Genomic DNA, 13,766 nt, shown 5'->3' on the forward strand with positions numbered 1-13,766 from the left:
GGCGTATTTGTGCACCCGCGGCGGCTCAGCGTGGCGCGCCTGCGCTCGCGGCGGGCTTGCCGGCGAGCGCGCTGAAGAGGGCCAGGAACACCCGCCGCTGGATCTCGGCCATGTACCGCTCGCGCCGCTTGCAAAAGCGCGCTACCTCCGGCAGCCCGAGCGCGCCGGCCGCGGCCTCCGCGCGAGCGAGCTCACATCGCGCCTCCTCCACGATGGCGTCGAAGCCTCCGCGCGCGAAGAGCTGCGCGCGCAGGGCGGACGCCGCGGCGCGCCCCTCCTCCGGGTCGCGGCGGGGCCCCGCGGAGCGCAGAGGTCCGCTCGCCTCGGCCTGCCCTTCATCCCGCGCCTCGGCCCGCGTACCGAGCCGGCGCAGCACGTACGTCGTGTTCCCGAGCGCGCGATCCTTCTCGGCGTGCAGCAGGTCCGCGAACAGCTGGTGCGCCGCGCTCAGGGAGGAGACGAGCTCCTCGAGGGCGGCGAGGTGCTCGGTCTGCGACAGCGCGAACAGCGCCGCGGCCGCGGGGAGCACGAGCGGGCGCGAGCGGGCGAGCACCCGGCGGAACGCGCCGGCGTCGCCGGGGCCTTCGCCCCGGTGCAGCCGCCGCTCGAGGAGCATCGCCTCGCCGTACCCGAGCCAGACCTCCTCGAAGAGGGCCCAGAACGCGCCTGCCCCGGCGACCGAGCGGGCCAGCACGGCCTGATGGCGAGCGAACAGCGCTCCGGACAGGAGCACCGCCGCGCCGGGCTCGCCGATCCCTTCATCGACGAGGTCGTCCTCGACCCGGACGTGCAGGTACCCGACCGCCGCCGCCTCGGCGAGATCCACGGCGAGCGGCGGGAGGCCGCGCGACCCGACGTCCGGGGCGGGCGGCGGCGCGGCGAAGCGCGTCGCGACCCAGAGCGGCAGCTGGAGCACCGGGAGCGCCATCGGGTGCGAGAAATAGCCCTCGCCCGGCTCGCCCTCGAAGAGCCTGAGGCGCGCGGCGAGCGCGTCGAACTGCGCGCCGAGCTCGCTCCCGAGCCGGCCTCGCAGCGACCCGAGCCGCCGCAGCACCTCGGCCTCGAGCGACGCCTCCGCGGCGCCCGCGATCTCCCCTTGTGCGCGGCCGTCGTCGTTCATCTCGCCTCCGGCCAGCGCGGGCGGCGCCGCCTCGGGCGACGCTATCACACCGGCGACGTCCGCGCGGGAGGCACGACCGACTTTGCCGGGAGCGCGGCCCGTGCGACACTCGACGGCTGCACGAGATCGGAAAACCATGATCGATTCCGAGCGTTTCAGCGAGCGTTACGGAGACATCACGACCGACGCCCGCGCTGACGTCCTCGACTTCCGGGACAACCTCTATCGCCCCACGATGACGGAGGTGCCCCCGGTCATGCCCCCCGAGCGCTTCATGGAGCACGGCGTGCCCGTGCTGGATCAGGGCAGGAACAACGGCTGCACCGGCTTCACGATCGCGACGGTGGCGCACTACCTGCTCCGCAAGCGCAAGACCTCGCCGGACCACGGCCTCGTGAGCCAGAACATGGTGTACACGATGGCGCGCCGCTACGACGAGTATCCGGGCGAGGACGACGCGAGGGGCTCCAGCCTGAGGGGCGCCATGAAGGGCTGGCACAAACACGGTATCTGCTCCTACGACCGGTGGCCCTGGGACCCGAACGATCTCCACGGCGCGCTCACGCCGGAGCGCGCGGCGGACGCGATGCTCCGGCCGCTCGGCCTGTATCAACGGGTGAACCACAAGGACCTCGCGGCGATGCACAACGCGCTCGCGGAGGTCGGGGTCATCGCGGCCTCGGCGCTCATCCCGTTCAACGGCTGGTACTACGGTACCCAGAAGAACGGCATCATCCCGCCGGTCGACAAGACGAACCCGTTCATCGCCCCCTGGGGCGGTCACGCCTTCGCCATCGTCGGGTACGACGCGGAGGGCTTCTGGCTCCAGAACTCGTGGGGCAGCGGCTGGGGCAAGGGCGGCTTCGGCCGGCTCTGCTACGACGACTGGCTGCAGTACGGCTTCGACGCGTGGGTCGGCCGGCTCGGCGCCCCCGTCCGCCTGAACCAGCCGCGATCGCTGCGCCCGCTCACCTCCACGAGCCGGACGTTCGCCAGCCTGCGGCCGCACCTCATCAGCATCGACATGCACGGGCAGCTCCAGCGGCGCGGCGCCTACGGCACGTCGTCGGAGGACGTCCGCATCATCATCGAGGAGGACTTCCTGAACGCGGCGGAGACCTGGAAGCGCCGCCGCCTCCTGCTCATCGCGGGCGGCGCGCTGCGCCGGCAGATCGACGCGATCAACAGGATGTCGCGCCTCCGGCCGAAGCTGCTCGGGCACGAGATCTACCCCATCGAGCTGCTCTGGGAGACCGATCACTATCCGCGCCTCCTCGAGATCCTCCACCGCGCCACCGAGGGCCGCCGCCACGACGGCTACGACCCGCGGGCGTTCGGGTTCATGATCGATCGGCGCGACGACGCCCTGGAGCCGCTCGTCCGCCGCATGGGCGGGAAGGCGGAGTGGGATCGGATGAAGCTCGCCGCCGGCGACGCGACGATGGACGCCGACCACGGCGGCGTCCGCGAGATGATCGGCCGCCTCGCGGCGCTCATGGACAGGGATCCGAGGATCGAGCTCCACCTGGTCGGCCACTCGAGCGGCAGCTTCCTGCTCGCGCCGCTCGTCCAGCTCGTCACGGCGGACAAGGGCAAGAGGATCGAGGGCGGCCCGATGCGGGGCCAGCTCGGGCTCGGGCTCCCCATCGAGTCGCTGTCGCTGCTCGCCCCGGCGAGCGCGATCGACGCGTTCCGCGACACGTACATGCCGGCGATCAAGGGCGGCATGATCCGCCGCTTCGCCCTGTTCACGCTCACGGACGAGGCGGAGCTCCAGGATCACTGCGAGGTGTACGGCCGGTCGCTGCTCTACCTGGCCTCGAACGCGCTGGAGCGGCGCCCGCGCGTGCCCGGGGCGAGCGGCGTCTCGCTGCTCGGCATGGAAGCGGGGCTCCTCGATCCGGAGAACGCGGACGTCCTCGCGCTCCTCACGCAGGACAGGGAGGAGCGGCCCATGGTGTTTCCGAGGGCGGAGTGGATCAAGGGACCGAACACGAGGCCTCCGCCTCACGGCTCCGAGGCCCGGCGTCACGAGGATTTCGAGAACGACATGACCACGTGGAAGTCGGTGATTGCGCGGATCCTCAACCAGCCGTTCGCCGACCACCTGCCGCCCATGTCCGTGCGGGATCCGTGGTGAGCGCGCGCCCCTCAGCTCTCCGGACCACGCCGCTCCACGGCGCCGAGCGCGCCGCGGACCGGGACCGCTAGCCGCTCGGGCCCGAGCGGCGACGCGCTCGCCCCGCTCAGGAGGATGGCAAACGAGGCCCGGATCTCCTCGCCGAAATCGATCCGGAAAACACCCATATCCGGCCGGCTGCGGATGTCGCGAATCACGTCGCTGGGATCGCAGACCTGCCGCATCCCGATGACCAGGGCATACATGCGAATGAGGATCTGGCCGCCCCGCCCGGGACCGAGCGACGGCAGGCACCGCTCGAGCAGCGCGCCCGTGCGCTCGACGTTCGCGAGGAGGGAGAGCTTGAAGCGGAGGGCGGCCTCGTAGCTGACGTTCTGCTCGAGGATGCTGTGCAGGATGGAGAGCAGGCGCGTCATCGCGTCACGCGCCGCGAGGCTCGTCGACAGGATCGAGGCGATCTCGGCGGCGGTGTCCTTCGGGGACGCGGCGGCGGCGCCGCGGCGGGATCGCGCGGGCCGAGGGCGCGCCGCGGCCGCCTCACCCCGCGAGGGGTCGAGGAGCGCGAGGCGGAGGTCCACCTCATCGAACCATTTCGTGAGCTCCTGGTCGATGACGGCGAGAAAGAGCTCCTCCTTCGTCGTGAAATAGAGGTAGAGGGTGCCCTTCGCGAGCCTGGTGCGCTCGGCGACCTGCGCCATCGTGACCTCGGGATAGGGGGTCTCCTGGAACAGCCTCCAGGCCGCGTCGATGATGAGCCGCCGCCGCTCTTCCTTCTGCTCCTCCTTCCGCGCTCTCCGCGTTGGGCTCATAGACATACCGGTCTACGATGGTTCCAGGAACTCCGCAATCCAGATGCGATGGGCGCCACGCCTTCGTCAATCGACGTCGCCGAGCGCGATCGCTCTGCCGACCTGACCTGGCCATGAAGTCGCCGGGATCATCACATTTCACCGGATACGATCACACCGAGGCCGTGCACGCCGAGGAACATCGGGGAGATGCCCGAGCGCAGCGCCCGAGTGACGGCCCTCGAGAGCGTGCGCGCCACCCGCGCCGCGGGCCCACCGGCTCCGCCCGGCGAGCCGCGCTGCGCCAGAGGCTCGGCGGCGCGCGCGATGCGCTGGGCGGGCAGCGCGAACAGGCCAGCGCCGTCGAGATCGACACCGGCGAAGCAGCGCGGCGGAGCGAGGAGGGCCGCCGCCGCGACGACCACCACCCCCGTCCTGATCGCCGAACCAGCGCTCACCGCGGCCCCCCTCTGGAACCTAGCGCTGCCGTCAGCGGATGTCGCTACCGATGGAACAGCAAATCACATCGTCATTGCGCATCACGGATGGATTCATGGGAGGGAATCGCTCTTCTGCCGACATGGCGCCTCCCGTGCGGGCTGCGCCAAGTCAGCCTCTCCCGGCTCCGCGCCATTTCATCCACCGGCCGCCATCGCGAGGGCCCGATGGATCACGCGGAGCGCGATCTCGGTGAGACCATAGGCCGGCAGGTCGGACACGGGGACGAGAGCGACCTCGGAAGCGTCGTCTCCGGGAGAGAGGGCGCCCCCGATCGGCTCGCCCAGGTAATCGAGGATCACGTAATGATGGGGGGCCTCCACGATCTCCGCGACCTCCACCAGCGGGCCGACTCGGATCTCGAGGCCCGTCTCCTCGCGGACCTCGCGCGCTACGGCGTCCGCGAGCCGCTCTCCGGGCTCGACGCGGCCGCCGGGCAGCGACCAGGCGCCCAGCAGCGGAGGGCGAGCGCGCCGGACGAGGAGCACGCGCGGCGCGTCGGGCGCGTCCGGGGGGCGCTCGATCACGACGGCGCCCACGGCCACGCGCGGGGGCGAGGAGGGGGAATCCGGCGCGCTGCTCAAAGGGCCGTGTCCGAGCGGCCAGCCTTGCAGCGGACGTCGCCGGGCGTCGCGATCACGAGGTCGTAGGCGCCGAGCGCGATATCGCTCCGGAGGATCACCGCGCCGTCGTAGCGGCCGCGCTCATCGGTCGACAGCGAGCCGACCGTCACGCCCTGCGGGGCGGCGCTCCCCGTCAGGATCACGTCGACGCGGACGTGCCCGCACGGCGCCCCGCCGCTGCTGATTTGCCCCTGGATGTGGAAGGGGAAACCGCGACGGATGTCCTTGTCCAGCGCGGTCACGACGATCTCGGTGCGCTCCGCCGGGCGGTCTCCCGGGTCGCTCGTGGGGGTGGGCGGCGGCAGCGCCGAGGCCGGCGGCGCGGCAGAGTTGCTGCTCGCGCTGCCCGCGCCAGAGGGCCCCTGCGGCGCCTGCTCGGCGCGCGTCCGCTCGGCGAGGGCCTGGCCCGAGTCGCGCTGCTCCGGCCAGCTGTACGGATCCGGAGGCGGCACATGGGGCGGACGGCTCGGATCGATCTCCTGGTCCATGTCGAGGGCGGCGCCTCCGAGATCGATACGGTGCCAGAGCGATCCGTCGAAGACCTCGACCCAGGCGTGCGCCTCGTTCACGACCATCCGCGCGGGGATCCCGATGTGCAGGGCCGTCACGAGGAACGCGAAGGCGCGATGCCGGCAGACGCCTTTCCGCGAGAGCGCGAGGTCGAGGTAGATGTCCCCGTGCTCCCTGGGCGGCTCGTCCGACGGGGCGAACGACCGGAAATACTCGACCATCCTGTGCACGACGTCGCGCGGCCGCATCGAAGGCGAGATGCCGATGGCCTGAGCCACCTGCCTGAACGCGGCCTCGTGGGAGGGCTCTTGCGGCACCCGGTACGGCTCGAGCTTGCCCCAGTCGACGTCGGCGAACTCGCTGCCGAAGGTCGCGCGGGCGATCGCGAGCTGCACGACCAGCCGGATCCGCGCGCTCGTCGTGCCACGCGCGAACCAGTTGTCGGCGCCGTCGCGCAGCAGCACGACCGGCGTGGCGGGGTTCACGTGCATCCGCACGAGCCGCGTCTCCGGCCCGACCGTCGGGATCCGGACCGGCTGGTTCGGGACGAGATCGACCGCGATGTCGCCGTAGAACGCCTCGTCTCCCGCCGAGACCGCGCCGCCGACCTCGATGGGCGTGAGGCTCCGCTCGCGGACGACGAGCGAGTAGTCCGCCCGCACGGCGTCGTAGGCTTGCAGCCGCTTGAAGGGCGCGGTCGCAGGGGAGAACGGATCGTCGTAGCGCTCGACGTTCGGCCTCCGGGTGTCGCGATCCGGCTCGTAGGACGCGTCCGGCCCCGCGTCCGATCCGGCGCTGCCGTAAACCTGCTGCTGGCTCCCGGGCGGGCGCTGCGGATCGGGCGCCGTGGCCAGGCCGCTCGGCGTCTGGATCGCCGCCGGGAGCCCCCCGTCGAGCGTCGTCGTGGCGAGCGAGACGTCCTCCTCCGGATCCGGCGGGATGAACTCGTGCAGGAGCGATCCCTGCGCGTCGGCGAGCGGCGACACGGCGCAGGCGAGCGCGAACGCGACCAGGCCGCGCGCCCGGCCGCCGAGCCGGCCCCGCGGAGCTGAGGCGGCGGGCGGAGGAGCACGGCGCTTTCGCGCGGTCGGATCGGACATCGGGATCCTGATGGAACCAGAAACGCCGGAGATGTTCCACGCCGGCGGGCCGACCGCCGGCCGCCTTTCACCGCCGGTACAGCGCGCCGTCCGCGGGATGGCGCCGCGGATGCGAGGTGGACCGGAGCCGATCGATCGCCTCGGTCGACTCGCCGCGCGCGGTCAGCTCGGCGGCCAGCACGTCGAGGGCGGGCTGGAAGATGTCCGTCCGCGCGAAGCGGCCGGCGCGGCCGCCGGCCAGCCGCGGCAGGACCGCGACGATGCGCCGCATGCCGTCGGCGTAGCGGCGCGAGATCGCCAGCCGATCGATGAGGGGCTCGAGGAAATCGGCGACCGCGGCCGCGCGATCGCGGACGCCGTCGCACGCCTCCTTCATCGGCTCGAGGAGCAGGAGCGTCCAGAGGACCGTATCGTCGAGCGGCCGGTCCGCGGCGGTGCGCCGGTCGACGTAGTCGAGCACGCGCCAGAGGCGCTGGCCCGGGCCGTCGTCGCCGCGGTCGTCGTAGAGCAGCGCCGAGACCTCGGGCAGGAGCACGTCGAGCACCCCCGTCTCCCACGCGAGGTAGATGGTGCGGCGCGCCTGACCGCCGCGCAAAAGGCGCAGGATCTCCTCGGAGAGCCGGGGGCGCGCCGCGAGCGCGAGCGCGTCGCGGCAGTAGACGATCGCGTCGTAGACGCCGGGGGTGATCGCGAAGCCCAGCCGACCGGCGAACTTGAGCGCGCGCAGGATGCGGACCGGGTCTTCCCGGAAGCGCGTCTCCGGATCGCCGATCGTGTGGACCACCTGCCGGCGCACGTCGTCCATGCCGCCGACCCAGTCGAGGATCTGCCGCGCCTCCACGTCATAGAAGAGCGCGTTGATCCGGAAATCGCGGCGGAGGGCGTCCTCGTGCGCGGCGCCGAACGCGTTGTCGCTCCGGATGAGCAGCTCGCTGCCGTCGTCGGCGTCCTCCTTGGGGTTGCGACGGAACGTCGCCACCTCGATGACCTTCCCGCCCTGGAAGAGGACGTGAACCAGACGGAATCGCCGGCCGATGATCCGCGAGTTGCGGAACAGCTCGCGGACCTCCTCCGGCCGTGCGCTGGTGGCGACGTCGAAGTCCTTCGGGCGCCGATCGAGCAGGAGGTCCCGCACACATCCGCCCACCAGATACGCCTGGTAACCGTGGCGAACGAGGCGCCGCACGACTTTCTGGACGTCGGGATCGATCCGCGCCTCGTCGAAGACGACCTGGTAGCGGCGCGGGGTGGGGATGTCTTCGTCGACGAGCTCGACGCGGAACGGATCGTCGCCGCGAGCGCCGGCGTCCGTCGGGGTGAGCTCGACCCCGGTCGCCGGGTGGACCCCGGAGGCGCTGCGGCCCTCGTAGAGCGGGTGTTCGGCGTCTTGGAGCGCCGATGTGCCGTGATCAGGAGATGGGGTCGCACGACCCATAATCAGCAACCGAGAAAGCGGCCAGGCAGAGCCTGGAGGGAGTGGAGGGCGACTGGCGCGCGATGCTGGACCCCAGCACCCGCTGGAGAGCCGACCCGCGCAAACGAGGCCCGCGCCCGCGGACCTCCGAACCGCGCCGGAGCGCTCGCCGCGACCTGGTTCGGCCTGACGGGCTGATCCGGCTGTCGCCCGGAACAAGAGAGGCTAACGGCCGTCTAGCAGGGCTTCGCCGTGGGAGCAAAGCCGAGCCGCAGGGGGGGCTCGGAAAGGGGGGGGACACGGAAAGGGGGGGACACGGAAGTCGCCGGAGCGGGCGGAGCGGGCGAGCGTCACGGCTTGGTTCCCCAGGGCTCCGCGCCGGGGAGCGTCCTCGCCGCGGCGTCCGGCGGGCCGGAGGGCGGCGCCCCGGCGCTCACCTCCGGCGTCGCGAGCAGCGCCTGCCGCAGCTCCGCCATCGAGGCGAACCGGCTGCGGGGGTCCTTCACGAGCGCCTTGCGCACCACGGCGTCGAGTTCGCGGGACACCAGGAGCCCCGGGTGCAGCCGGTGCATCGGCGGCGGCGGCTCGCGCCCGTGCTTCTCCGCGATGGCCGGGTACGGGCCCTGGAAAGGGACACGGCCCACGAGCATCTCGTAGAGCACGATGCCCAGGGAGTAGACGTCGGCGGCGGGGCCCGCCGGGGCGCCCTGCGCCTGCTCGGGCGCCATGTACTCCGGGGTCCCGACGACGCGGGGGAGCAGCGCGCCCTCGCCCTGGCCCTGGGTGAAGGAGAACCCGAAGTCGAGCAGCTTGACGATCTCGCGCCCGTCGGCGGCGTGCACGAGGAACAGGTTCTCTGGCTTCACGTCGCGGTGGAGCACGCCGGCGCGGTGCGCGGCCTCGAGGCCCGCGGCGGCGTCGGCGGCGATCCGGACCGCGCGCGAGGGGGCGAGCGAGCGGGCGAAGGTCAGCGTGTCGGCGAGATCGAGGCCGACGAGCAGCTCCATCGCGAAGCACGGCGTATCGCCGGCGCGCTCGAGCGCCTCGACGCGGAGGACGTTCGGATGACGGACGCGCGACGCGGCGGCGGCCTCCCGCTCGAACCGCGCGACGAGCAACGGATCGTCGCGGAGCTCCGCGCGGAGGACCTTGACAGCGACGCGCGCTGCCGCGGCCTCGTGGGGCCTCTCGAGGCGCTCCGCGAGGTAGACGTGACCGACGCCGCCGCTGCCCAGGAGCTGCACGACGCGGTACTTGTTGCAGAGGAGCTTGCCCACGAGCGCTTCGGCGGCGACGCGAGCAGGAGGCATGAGACGAGCGTAGCGCAGTCGCGCCGGGCCAGGGCAAAGGCGCGCAGCGGAGGCGCAGGGCAGCGCGCCGGCCGGCAGGCGCCGTGCAGAGGGATCGCGCCGCCGGACAGCCGCGGCGGGCGGGCACGCTCCGAGGACGAGCGCCGGCCAGCGCGGCGCCACGTCGGCGCAGGCCGATTCATGGAGCAACGGGGACGAAGGTGACTACGCTCACAGCCGAAGTCACGCGCCGCGCGCTCGCGTCCTCGCGTCGAGGAGCGCTCGGGCCGCTTGAGCGTCGGCGTGGAGGCGGCCACGCTAAGCGCCGCATGACCGACGATCGTCGATTCACAGCCTCGAGCGCGCTCGACATCGAGGCCGAGCGCGCTCCCGCGGCCACGATCTCCGCAGGGCCGAGCGCCGCGGCCCCCCCGCGGCCGGCGCCGCTCCGCTGGAAGAAGAACCTCGCCCTGTTCGCCTTGACGGTCGTCTCGGTGTTCGTCGCGGGCACCCTCTGGGCTCCGATCACGCCGGAGGACGACAGCCTGCTCTCCCTGGTGAAGGCGCTCCCGCAGGCGTGGCCGTTCGCGGTGCCGTTCCTGTCGATCCTGCTGGCGCACGAGTTCGGGCACTATTTCGCGGCGCGCGCGCACGGGGTCGAGGCGTCCCTCCCCTACTTCATCCCGCTCCCGGTCGTGAGCCCGCTGGGCACCATGGGCGCGGTGATCTCGATGAAGGGCACGATCAAGTCGCGCAACGCGCTGCTCGACATCGGCGCCTCCGGGCCGCTGGCCGGCCTCGTCGTGGCGATCCCGGTCCTCCTCGTGGGCCTCGCGCGCTCGGAGGTGCACGCGACCTCGGGGCCCGCGCTGCAGGAGGGCAGGAGCCTGCTCTACCTCCTGCTGAGGTGGCTCGCCGTCGGCCCGATCCCGGAGAGCCACGACGTCTTCCTCGGCCCCACCGCGATGGCGGGGTGGGCCGGGCTGCTCATCACGGCGTTCAACCTGTTCCCGGTCGGCCAGCTCGACGGAGGGCACGTCGCCTACGCGCTGTTCGGCAAGAGGCAGGACCGCTACGGCCGCGCCGCGCACCTCTTGATGCTGGCGCTGTTCCTCGGCAACGTCGCCTACTTCACGCCGCGCTTCCGCGCGGAGGGGGTCCCCGACGCGCTCGGCGCGGCGATCGCGAACGGGATGCCGTGGCTGATGTGGTTCGGCGTCGTCTACGTGATGCTGCGCGTGGGCGGACGGGAGCACCCTCCCACGGAGCCCGGCGCGCTGTCGCCGGCGCGCAGGGCGATCGCGGTGGTGACGTTGATCCTCTTCGTGCTGCTGCTGATGCCGACCCCGTTCGGGACCTACTGAGCGCGCGCGCTCAGGGCTTCGCAGCGGCGCCGAACTTCGCCCGGAGGGCGTCGCAGACCGCGGCGGGCGCGTAATGGCTGACGTCGCCGCCGTGGCTCGCGATCTCGCGCACGAGCGACGCCGAGACGAAGCCGTAGTGGGTGCGGGTCGGCAGGAACACGGTGTCGATGCCGGGGTTCATGTCCGCGTTTGCGTGGGCGATCTGCAGCTCGTACTCGAAGTCCGTCGCCGCGCGCAGCCCGCGCACGATCACGCGCGCGCCCACCCGCTGGCAGTACTGGATGAGCAACCCCTCGAACGAGTCGATCCGCGCGTTCGGCACCTCGCTCGTGGTCTTTCGCAGGAGCTCCAGCCGCTCCGAGTACGAGAAGAGCGGGCTCTTCGTGGGATGCCGGCCGACGGCGATGATCACCTGATCGAACAGCGTCGACGCCCGCTGGATCAGGTCGAGGTGGCCGAAGGTGATGGGGTCGAAGCTCCCTGCGTAGACCGCCAGAAGTTCCTTGGACATGGCGTCACCGGTCCGGCGTGCGTTTGGGAGCGGCCGCGGGCGGCGGTGGCGCGGCGGGCGGCTGCGCCTTGGGCGCGGGTGCGCCGGCCTCGCCCGCGGGGCCGGGCTGGTCCGGCGGCGCGGCGGGCGCCTGCCCTTCGTCGGCCGGCGCCGGCTCGCTGCCACGGAGCAGCTTGTTGACGGCGGTGTCGTCCTCGAGCCACATGAGCCGACCGCCGTCGCCGAAGGTGATGCGGAAGTAGGCGAGCAGCCCGGCGCCGATGACGCCGTCCAGATCGAGCTGGAGCTGCTTCTCGACCGCGTTGAGCGGCGCGCCGTACACGCCCGGGACCCTGGGGATCTCCAGCGCGCCGAGCCGCAGCACCGGCACGACGCCCTGCTTCAGCCGCTGCTCGGGGTCCTCCGGGACCGGCTTCAGCGCGTCGACCTCGGAGCCGGCCTTCTTCCAGCCCTCCTTGTCGAGCGCGATCGGGAACGTCATCGACGTGTCGACGAGCAGCGGGCCCTGCACCGACTTGTCGGGCCCGAGGCTGCTCCGCAGCACCATGCCGCCGCCCTTGATGAAGGCGACGTCGACGCGCGTCGCGTCGGGCGGCGCCGGCGGCGAGAAGCTGCGCACCACGAACTGCCGGCCGCCGTAGTCGATCGTCGCGTTGAGGTGCCGGAGCAGGTTCACCCCGAGCAGCGCCTTGATCGGCGCGCCCATCTGCTTCGAGATGCCCGAGAGATCCTGCGTGAGCGCCGGGACGTCGTTGATCTCGAGCCTCTTGTCGAAGCGGAGGGAGATCCAGCTCGGCTCCTTGCGCGTGCTGCTGTCGAGGACCACCTCGCCCGTGCCCGTCGACACCATCGCGAGCGCCGACTCGCCGTCGATCTCGACCGGCACGACGAAGAACGGCGCGGCCGGGTTGACGTGGGGCATCTCGATCGCCGCGAGCAGCGCGCCCGAGAGGGTGAACGGCGCGCGCCCCGCGCCGCGCCGCGCCAGCTTGGCGATCGACTTCGCCCAGTCGTCGACCACGTCCGGATCGTCGAGCATCGCCTCGAGCTCGTCGGCGGCGGCGTCGAGGTCGCCCTTGTACCAGAGCGCGCGGCCGCGGAGCCCGGCGGCCTCGGAGCCGGAGACGCCCTTGAGGAGGCGCAGGGCCTCGGCGTAGTCGAGCCTCGCCAGCGCGATGCGCCCCGCGAGCAGGCGGGCCTCGGTGTCGGACGGGACGATCGCCAGCGCCTTCGCGACCGCGTCCCGCGCGTTGTCCACGTCGGCGGACTGGAACTCGTGCCGGGCGCGGGCGAGCCACTTCTCCGCCGTCGGCGGGCGGGCGGACTCGGCGCCGGGCAGCGTCGAGCACGAGGCGGTGAGGAGGGTCGCGGCCAGCAGGCCGCCGAGGCGGACGGTGAGCGAGCGGCTCGTCAGCGCGGTTCGATTCGAATGGATTCGCACGTGGATCTCAGGCCCTCCGCGCCGCCGTGCCGTCCGGCCCGGGCTCTCCCGGCGAGATCGGCTCGATCGCCAGGATGCGATCGGCCCGGAGCTCGCGGCGGCTGCGCGACGGCAGCAGATAGCCGAGAACCCGGGGTGGGTCGAGGTCCGTTCGCACCCCCGTCACGCACACCACGAGCTCCTCCGGCCCCCGGCGCGCCGGCCGGTACCGCATGCGCACGGTCGCGGCATGCTCGGCGGCGCGCACCGCGGCCGCCACCAGCGCCGGCCGCGCGTGGCGCTCGCCGATCCGGACGTGCCACAGGTCGCGCGGCGTGCGCGGGGCGAGGACCTCCACGATCTTGCGGAAGACGGCGCGCAGGGCGTGGACGTCGTCCTCGGCGCGGTGGGCCCGCTCGCGGTGCACGCCGAGCTCCCGGCAGAGGGAGGCGAGGCTGTGGCTCGGCAGGGCGAAGGCCCGGCGCGAGAGGACGAGCGTGTCGAGGTAGTACGGGACGCGCTTCGCCTTGCCCGCCCTCGCGAGCTCCGCCTCGAGGAACGCCACGTCCCACGCGGCCGCGTGGGCGACGAGCACGGCGCCCTCCATCACCTGCTCGATGCGATCGCAGAGCTCGGGGAACGTGGGCGCGCCCGCGAGCGCCTGCGGATCGATGCCGTGCACGTGCGCGTTGCCGAACACGCCGGGCTCGGGCCGGACGAGCGAGGTGACCGCGTCCTCGAGCGCGTCCCCCCGCATCCGCTCGGCGCAGACCTCGATCACGCGGTCGCTCTCCGGGCGGAGGCCGGTCATCTCGAGGTCGAGGAACACGAGCGGCGCGCGCGCGATCGGCTCGTCCCACGGCGAGCCGGAGGGTGGTTCCGCGCCGGTCGTCCGCTCCGGCTCCGCTCCTTCGCGCTGCTCTGTCATCCGTGCTGCTTCCCCCCCGCGGCGGCTCGACTCGGGAGACGCCAGTCCTTCAGCATGGACG

12 protein-coding genes are annotated in these 13,766 nt (G+C 72.7%); 2 read left to right on the forward strand and 10 right to left on the reverse strand.

The genetic code is table 11. From position 1 onward, the window contains the following. Positions 1–25: 25 nt before the first annotated feature. The gene (locus WMF31_RS28830; RefSeq protein WP_436605025.1) at positions 26–1,120 is read right to left on the reverse strand and encodes a geranylgeranyl pyrophosphate synthase; all 1,095 of its coding nucleotides are present in this window, start codon (positions 1,118–1,120) and stop codon (positions 26–28) included. 136 nt (positions 1,121–1,256) lie between these two features. On the opposite strand from WMF31_RS28830, the gene WMF31_RS28835 reads away from it, so the two are divergent. Beyond that, positions 1,257–3,260, forward strand: coding sequence for a C1 family peptidase (locus WMF31_RS28835; RefSeq protein WP_436605026.1), 2,004 nt, complete (start codon positions 1,257–1,259; stop codon positions 3,258–3,260). 11 nt (positions 3,261–3,271) lie between these two features. Here the strand turns inward: WMF31_RS28835 and WMF31_RS28840 are convergent, their stop codons facing one another. The 6 genes from WMF31_RS28840 to WMF31_RS28865 form a co-directional block, all read right to left on the reverse strand. Further along, a complete protein-coding gene (locus tag WMF31_RS28840) occupies positions 3,272–4,069 on the reverse strand; it encodes a TetR/AcrR family transcriptional regulator (RefSeq protein WP_436605027.1) in 798 nt (265 codons plus the stop codon). A gap of 131 nt (positions 4,070–4,200) precedes the next feature. Continuing rightward, the gene (locus tag WMF31_RS28845) at positions 4,201–4,506 is read right to left on the reverse strand and encodes a hypothetical protein (protein ID WP_436605028.1); all 306 of its coding nucleotides are present in this window, start codon (positions 4,504–4,506) and stop codon (positions 4,201–4,203) included. A gap of 177 nt (positions 4,507–4,683) precedes the next feature. After that, the gene (locus WMF31_RS28850; RefSeq protein WP_436605029.1) at positions 4,684–5,130 is read right to left on the reverse strand and encodes an NUDIX hydrolase; all 447 of its coding nucleotides are present in this window, start codon (positions 5,128–5,130) and stop codon (positions 4,684–4,686) included. After that, positions 5,127–6,779 (reverse strand): transglutaminase-like domain-containing protein, encoded by a 1,653-nt coding sequence (locus WMF31_RS28855; protein WP_436605030.1) that lies wholly within the window; start codon positions 6,777–6,779, stop codon positions 5,127–5,129. The genes WMF31_RS28850 and WMF31_RS28855 overlap by 4 nt, the downstream gene beginning before the upstream one ends. 67 nt (positions 6,780–6,846) lie before the next feature. Further along, on the reverse strand, positions 6,847–8,214 hold the full coding sequence (gene pcnB, locus WMF31_RS28860; RefSeq protein WP_436605031.1) for a polynucleotide adenylyltransferase PcnB: 1,368 nt from the start codon (positions 8,212–8,214) through the stop codon (positions 6,847–6,849). Positions 8,215–8,543: 329 nt separating this feature from the next. Further along, complete coding sequence (locus WMF31_RS28865; RefSeq protein WP_436605032.1) at positions 8,544–9,503, reverse strand: serine/threonine-protein kinase; 960 nt, start codon at positions 9,501–9,503, stop codon at positions 8,544–8,546. Between the two features lie 308 nt (positions 9,504–9,811). Between WMF31_RS28865 and WMF31_RS28870 the strand changes: the two genes are divergently transcribed. Further along, a complete protein-coding gene (locus WMF31_RS28870) occupies positions 9,812–10,846 on the forward strand; it encodes a site-2 protease family protein (RefSeq protein ID WP_436605033.1) in 1,035 nt (344 codons plus the stop codon). A 10-nt stretch (positions 10,847–10,856) separates the two neighbouring features. Here the strand turns inward: WMF31_RS28870 and coaD are convergent, their stop codons facing one another. Genes coaD through WMF31_RS28885 form a run of 3 tightly spaced genes read right to left on the reverse strand, consistent with a single transcriptional unit; the run spans position 10,857 to position 13,705 of the window. Further along, complete coding sequence (coaD, locus tag WMF31_RS28875; protein ID WP_436605034.1) at positions 10,857–11,357, reverse strand: pantetheine-phosphate adenylyltransferase; 501 nt, start codon at positions 11,355–11,357, stop codon at positions 10,857–10,859. A gap of 4 nt (positions 11,358–11,361) precedes the next feature. After that, complete coding sequence (locus WMF31_RS28880) at positions 11,362–12,798, reverse strand: tetratricopeptide repeat protein (protein WP_436605035.1); 1,437 nt, start codon at positions 12,796–12,798, stop codon at positions 11,362–11,364. Between the two features lie 7 nt (positions 12,799–12,805). Continuing rightward, the gene (locus WMF31_RS28885; protein WP_436605036.1) at positions 12,806–13,705 is read right to left on the reverse strand and encodes a 3'-5' exonuclease; all 900 of its coding nucleotides are present in this window, start codon (positions 13,703–13,705) and stop codon (positions 12,806–12,808) included. Between the last annotated feature and the right edge of the window lie 61 nt (positions 13,706–13,766).

This window comes from Sorangium sp. So ce1036, from assembly GCF_051369805.1.
Classification (GTDB): Bacteria; Myxococcota_A; Polyangia; order Polyangiales; family Polyangiaceae; genus Sorangium; species Sorangium cellulosum_F.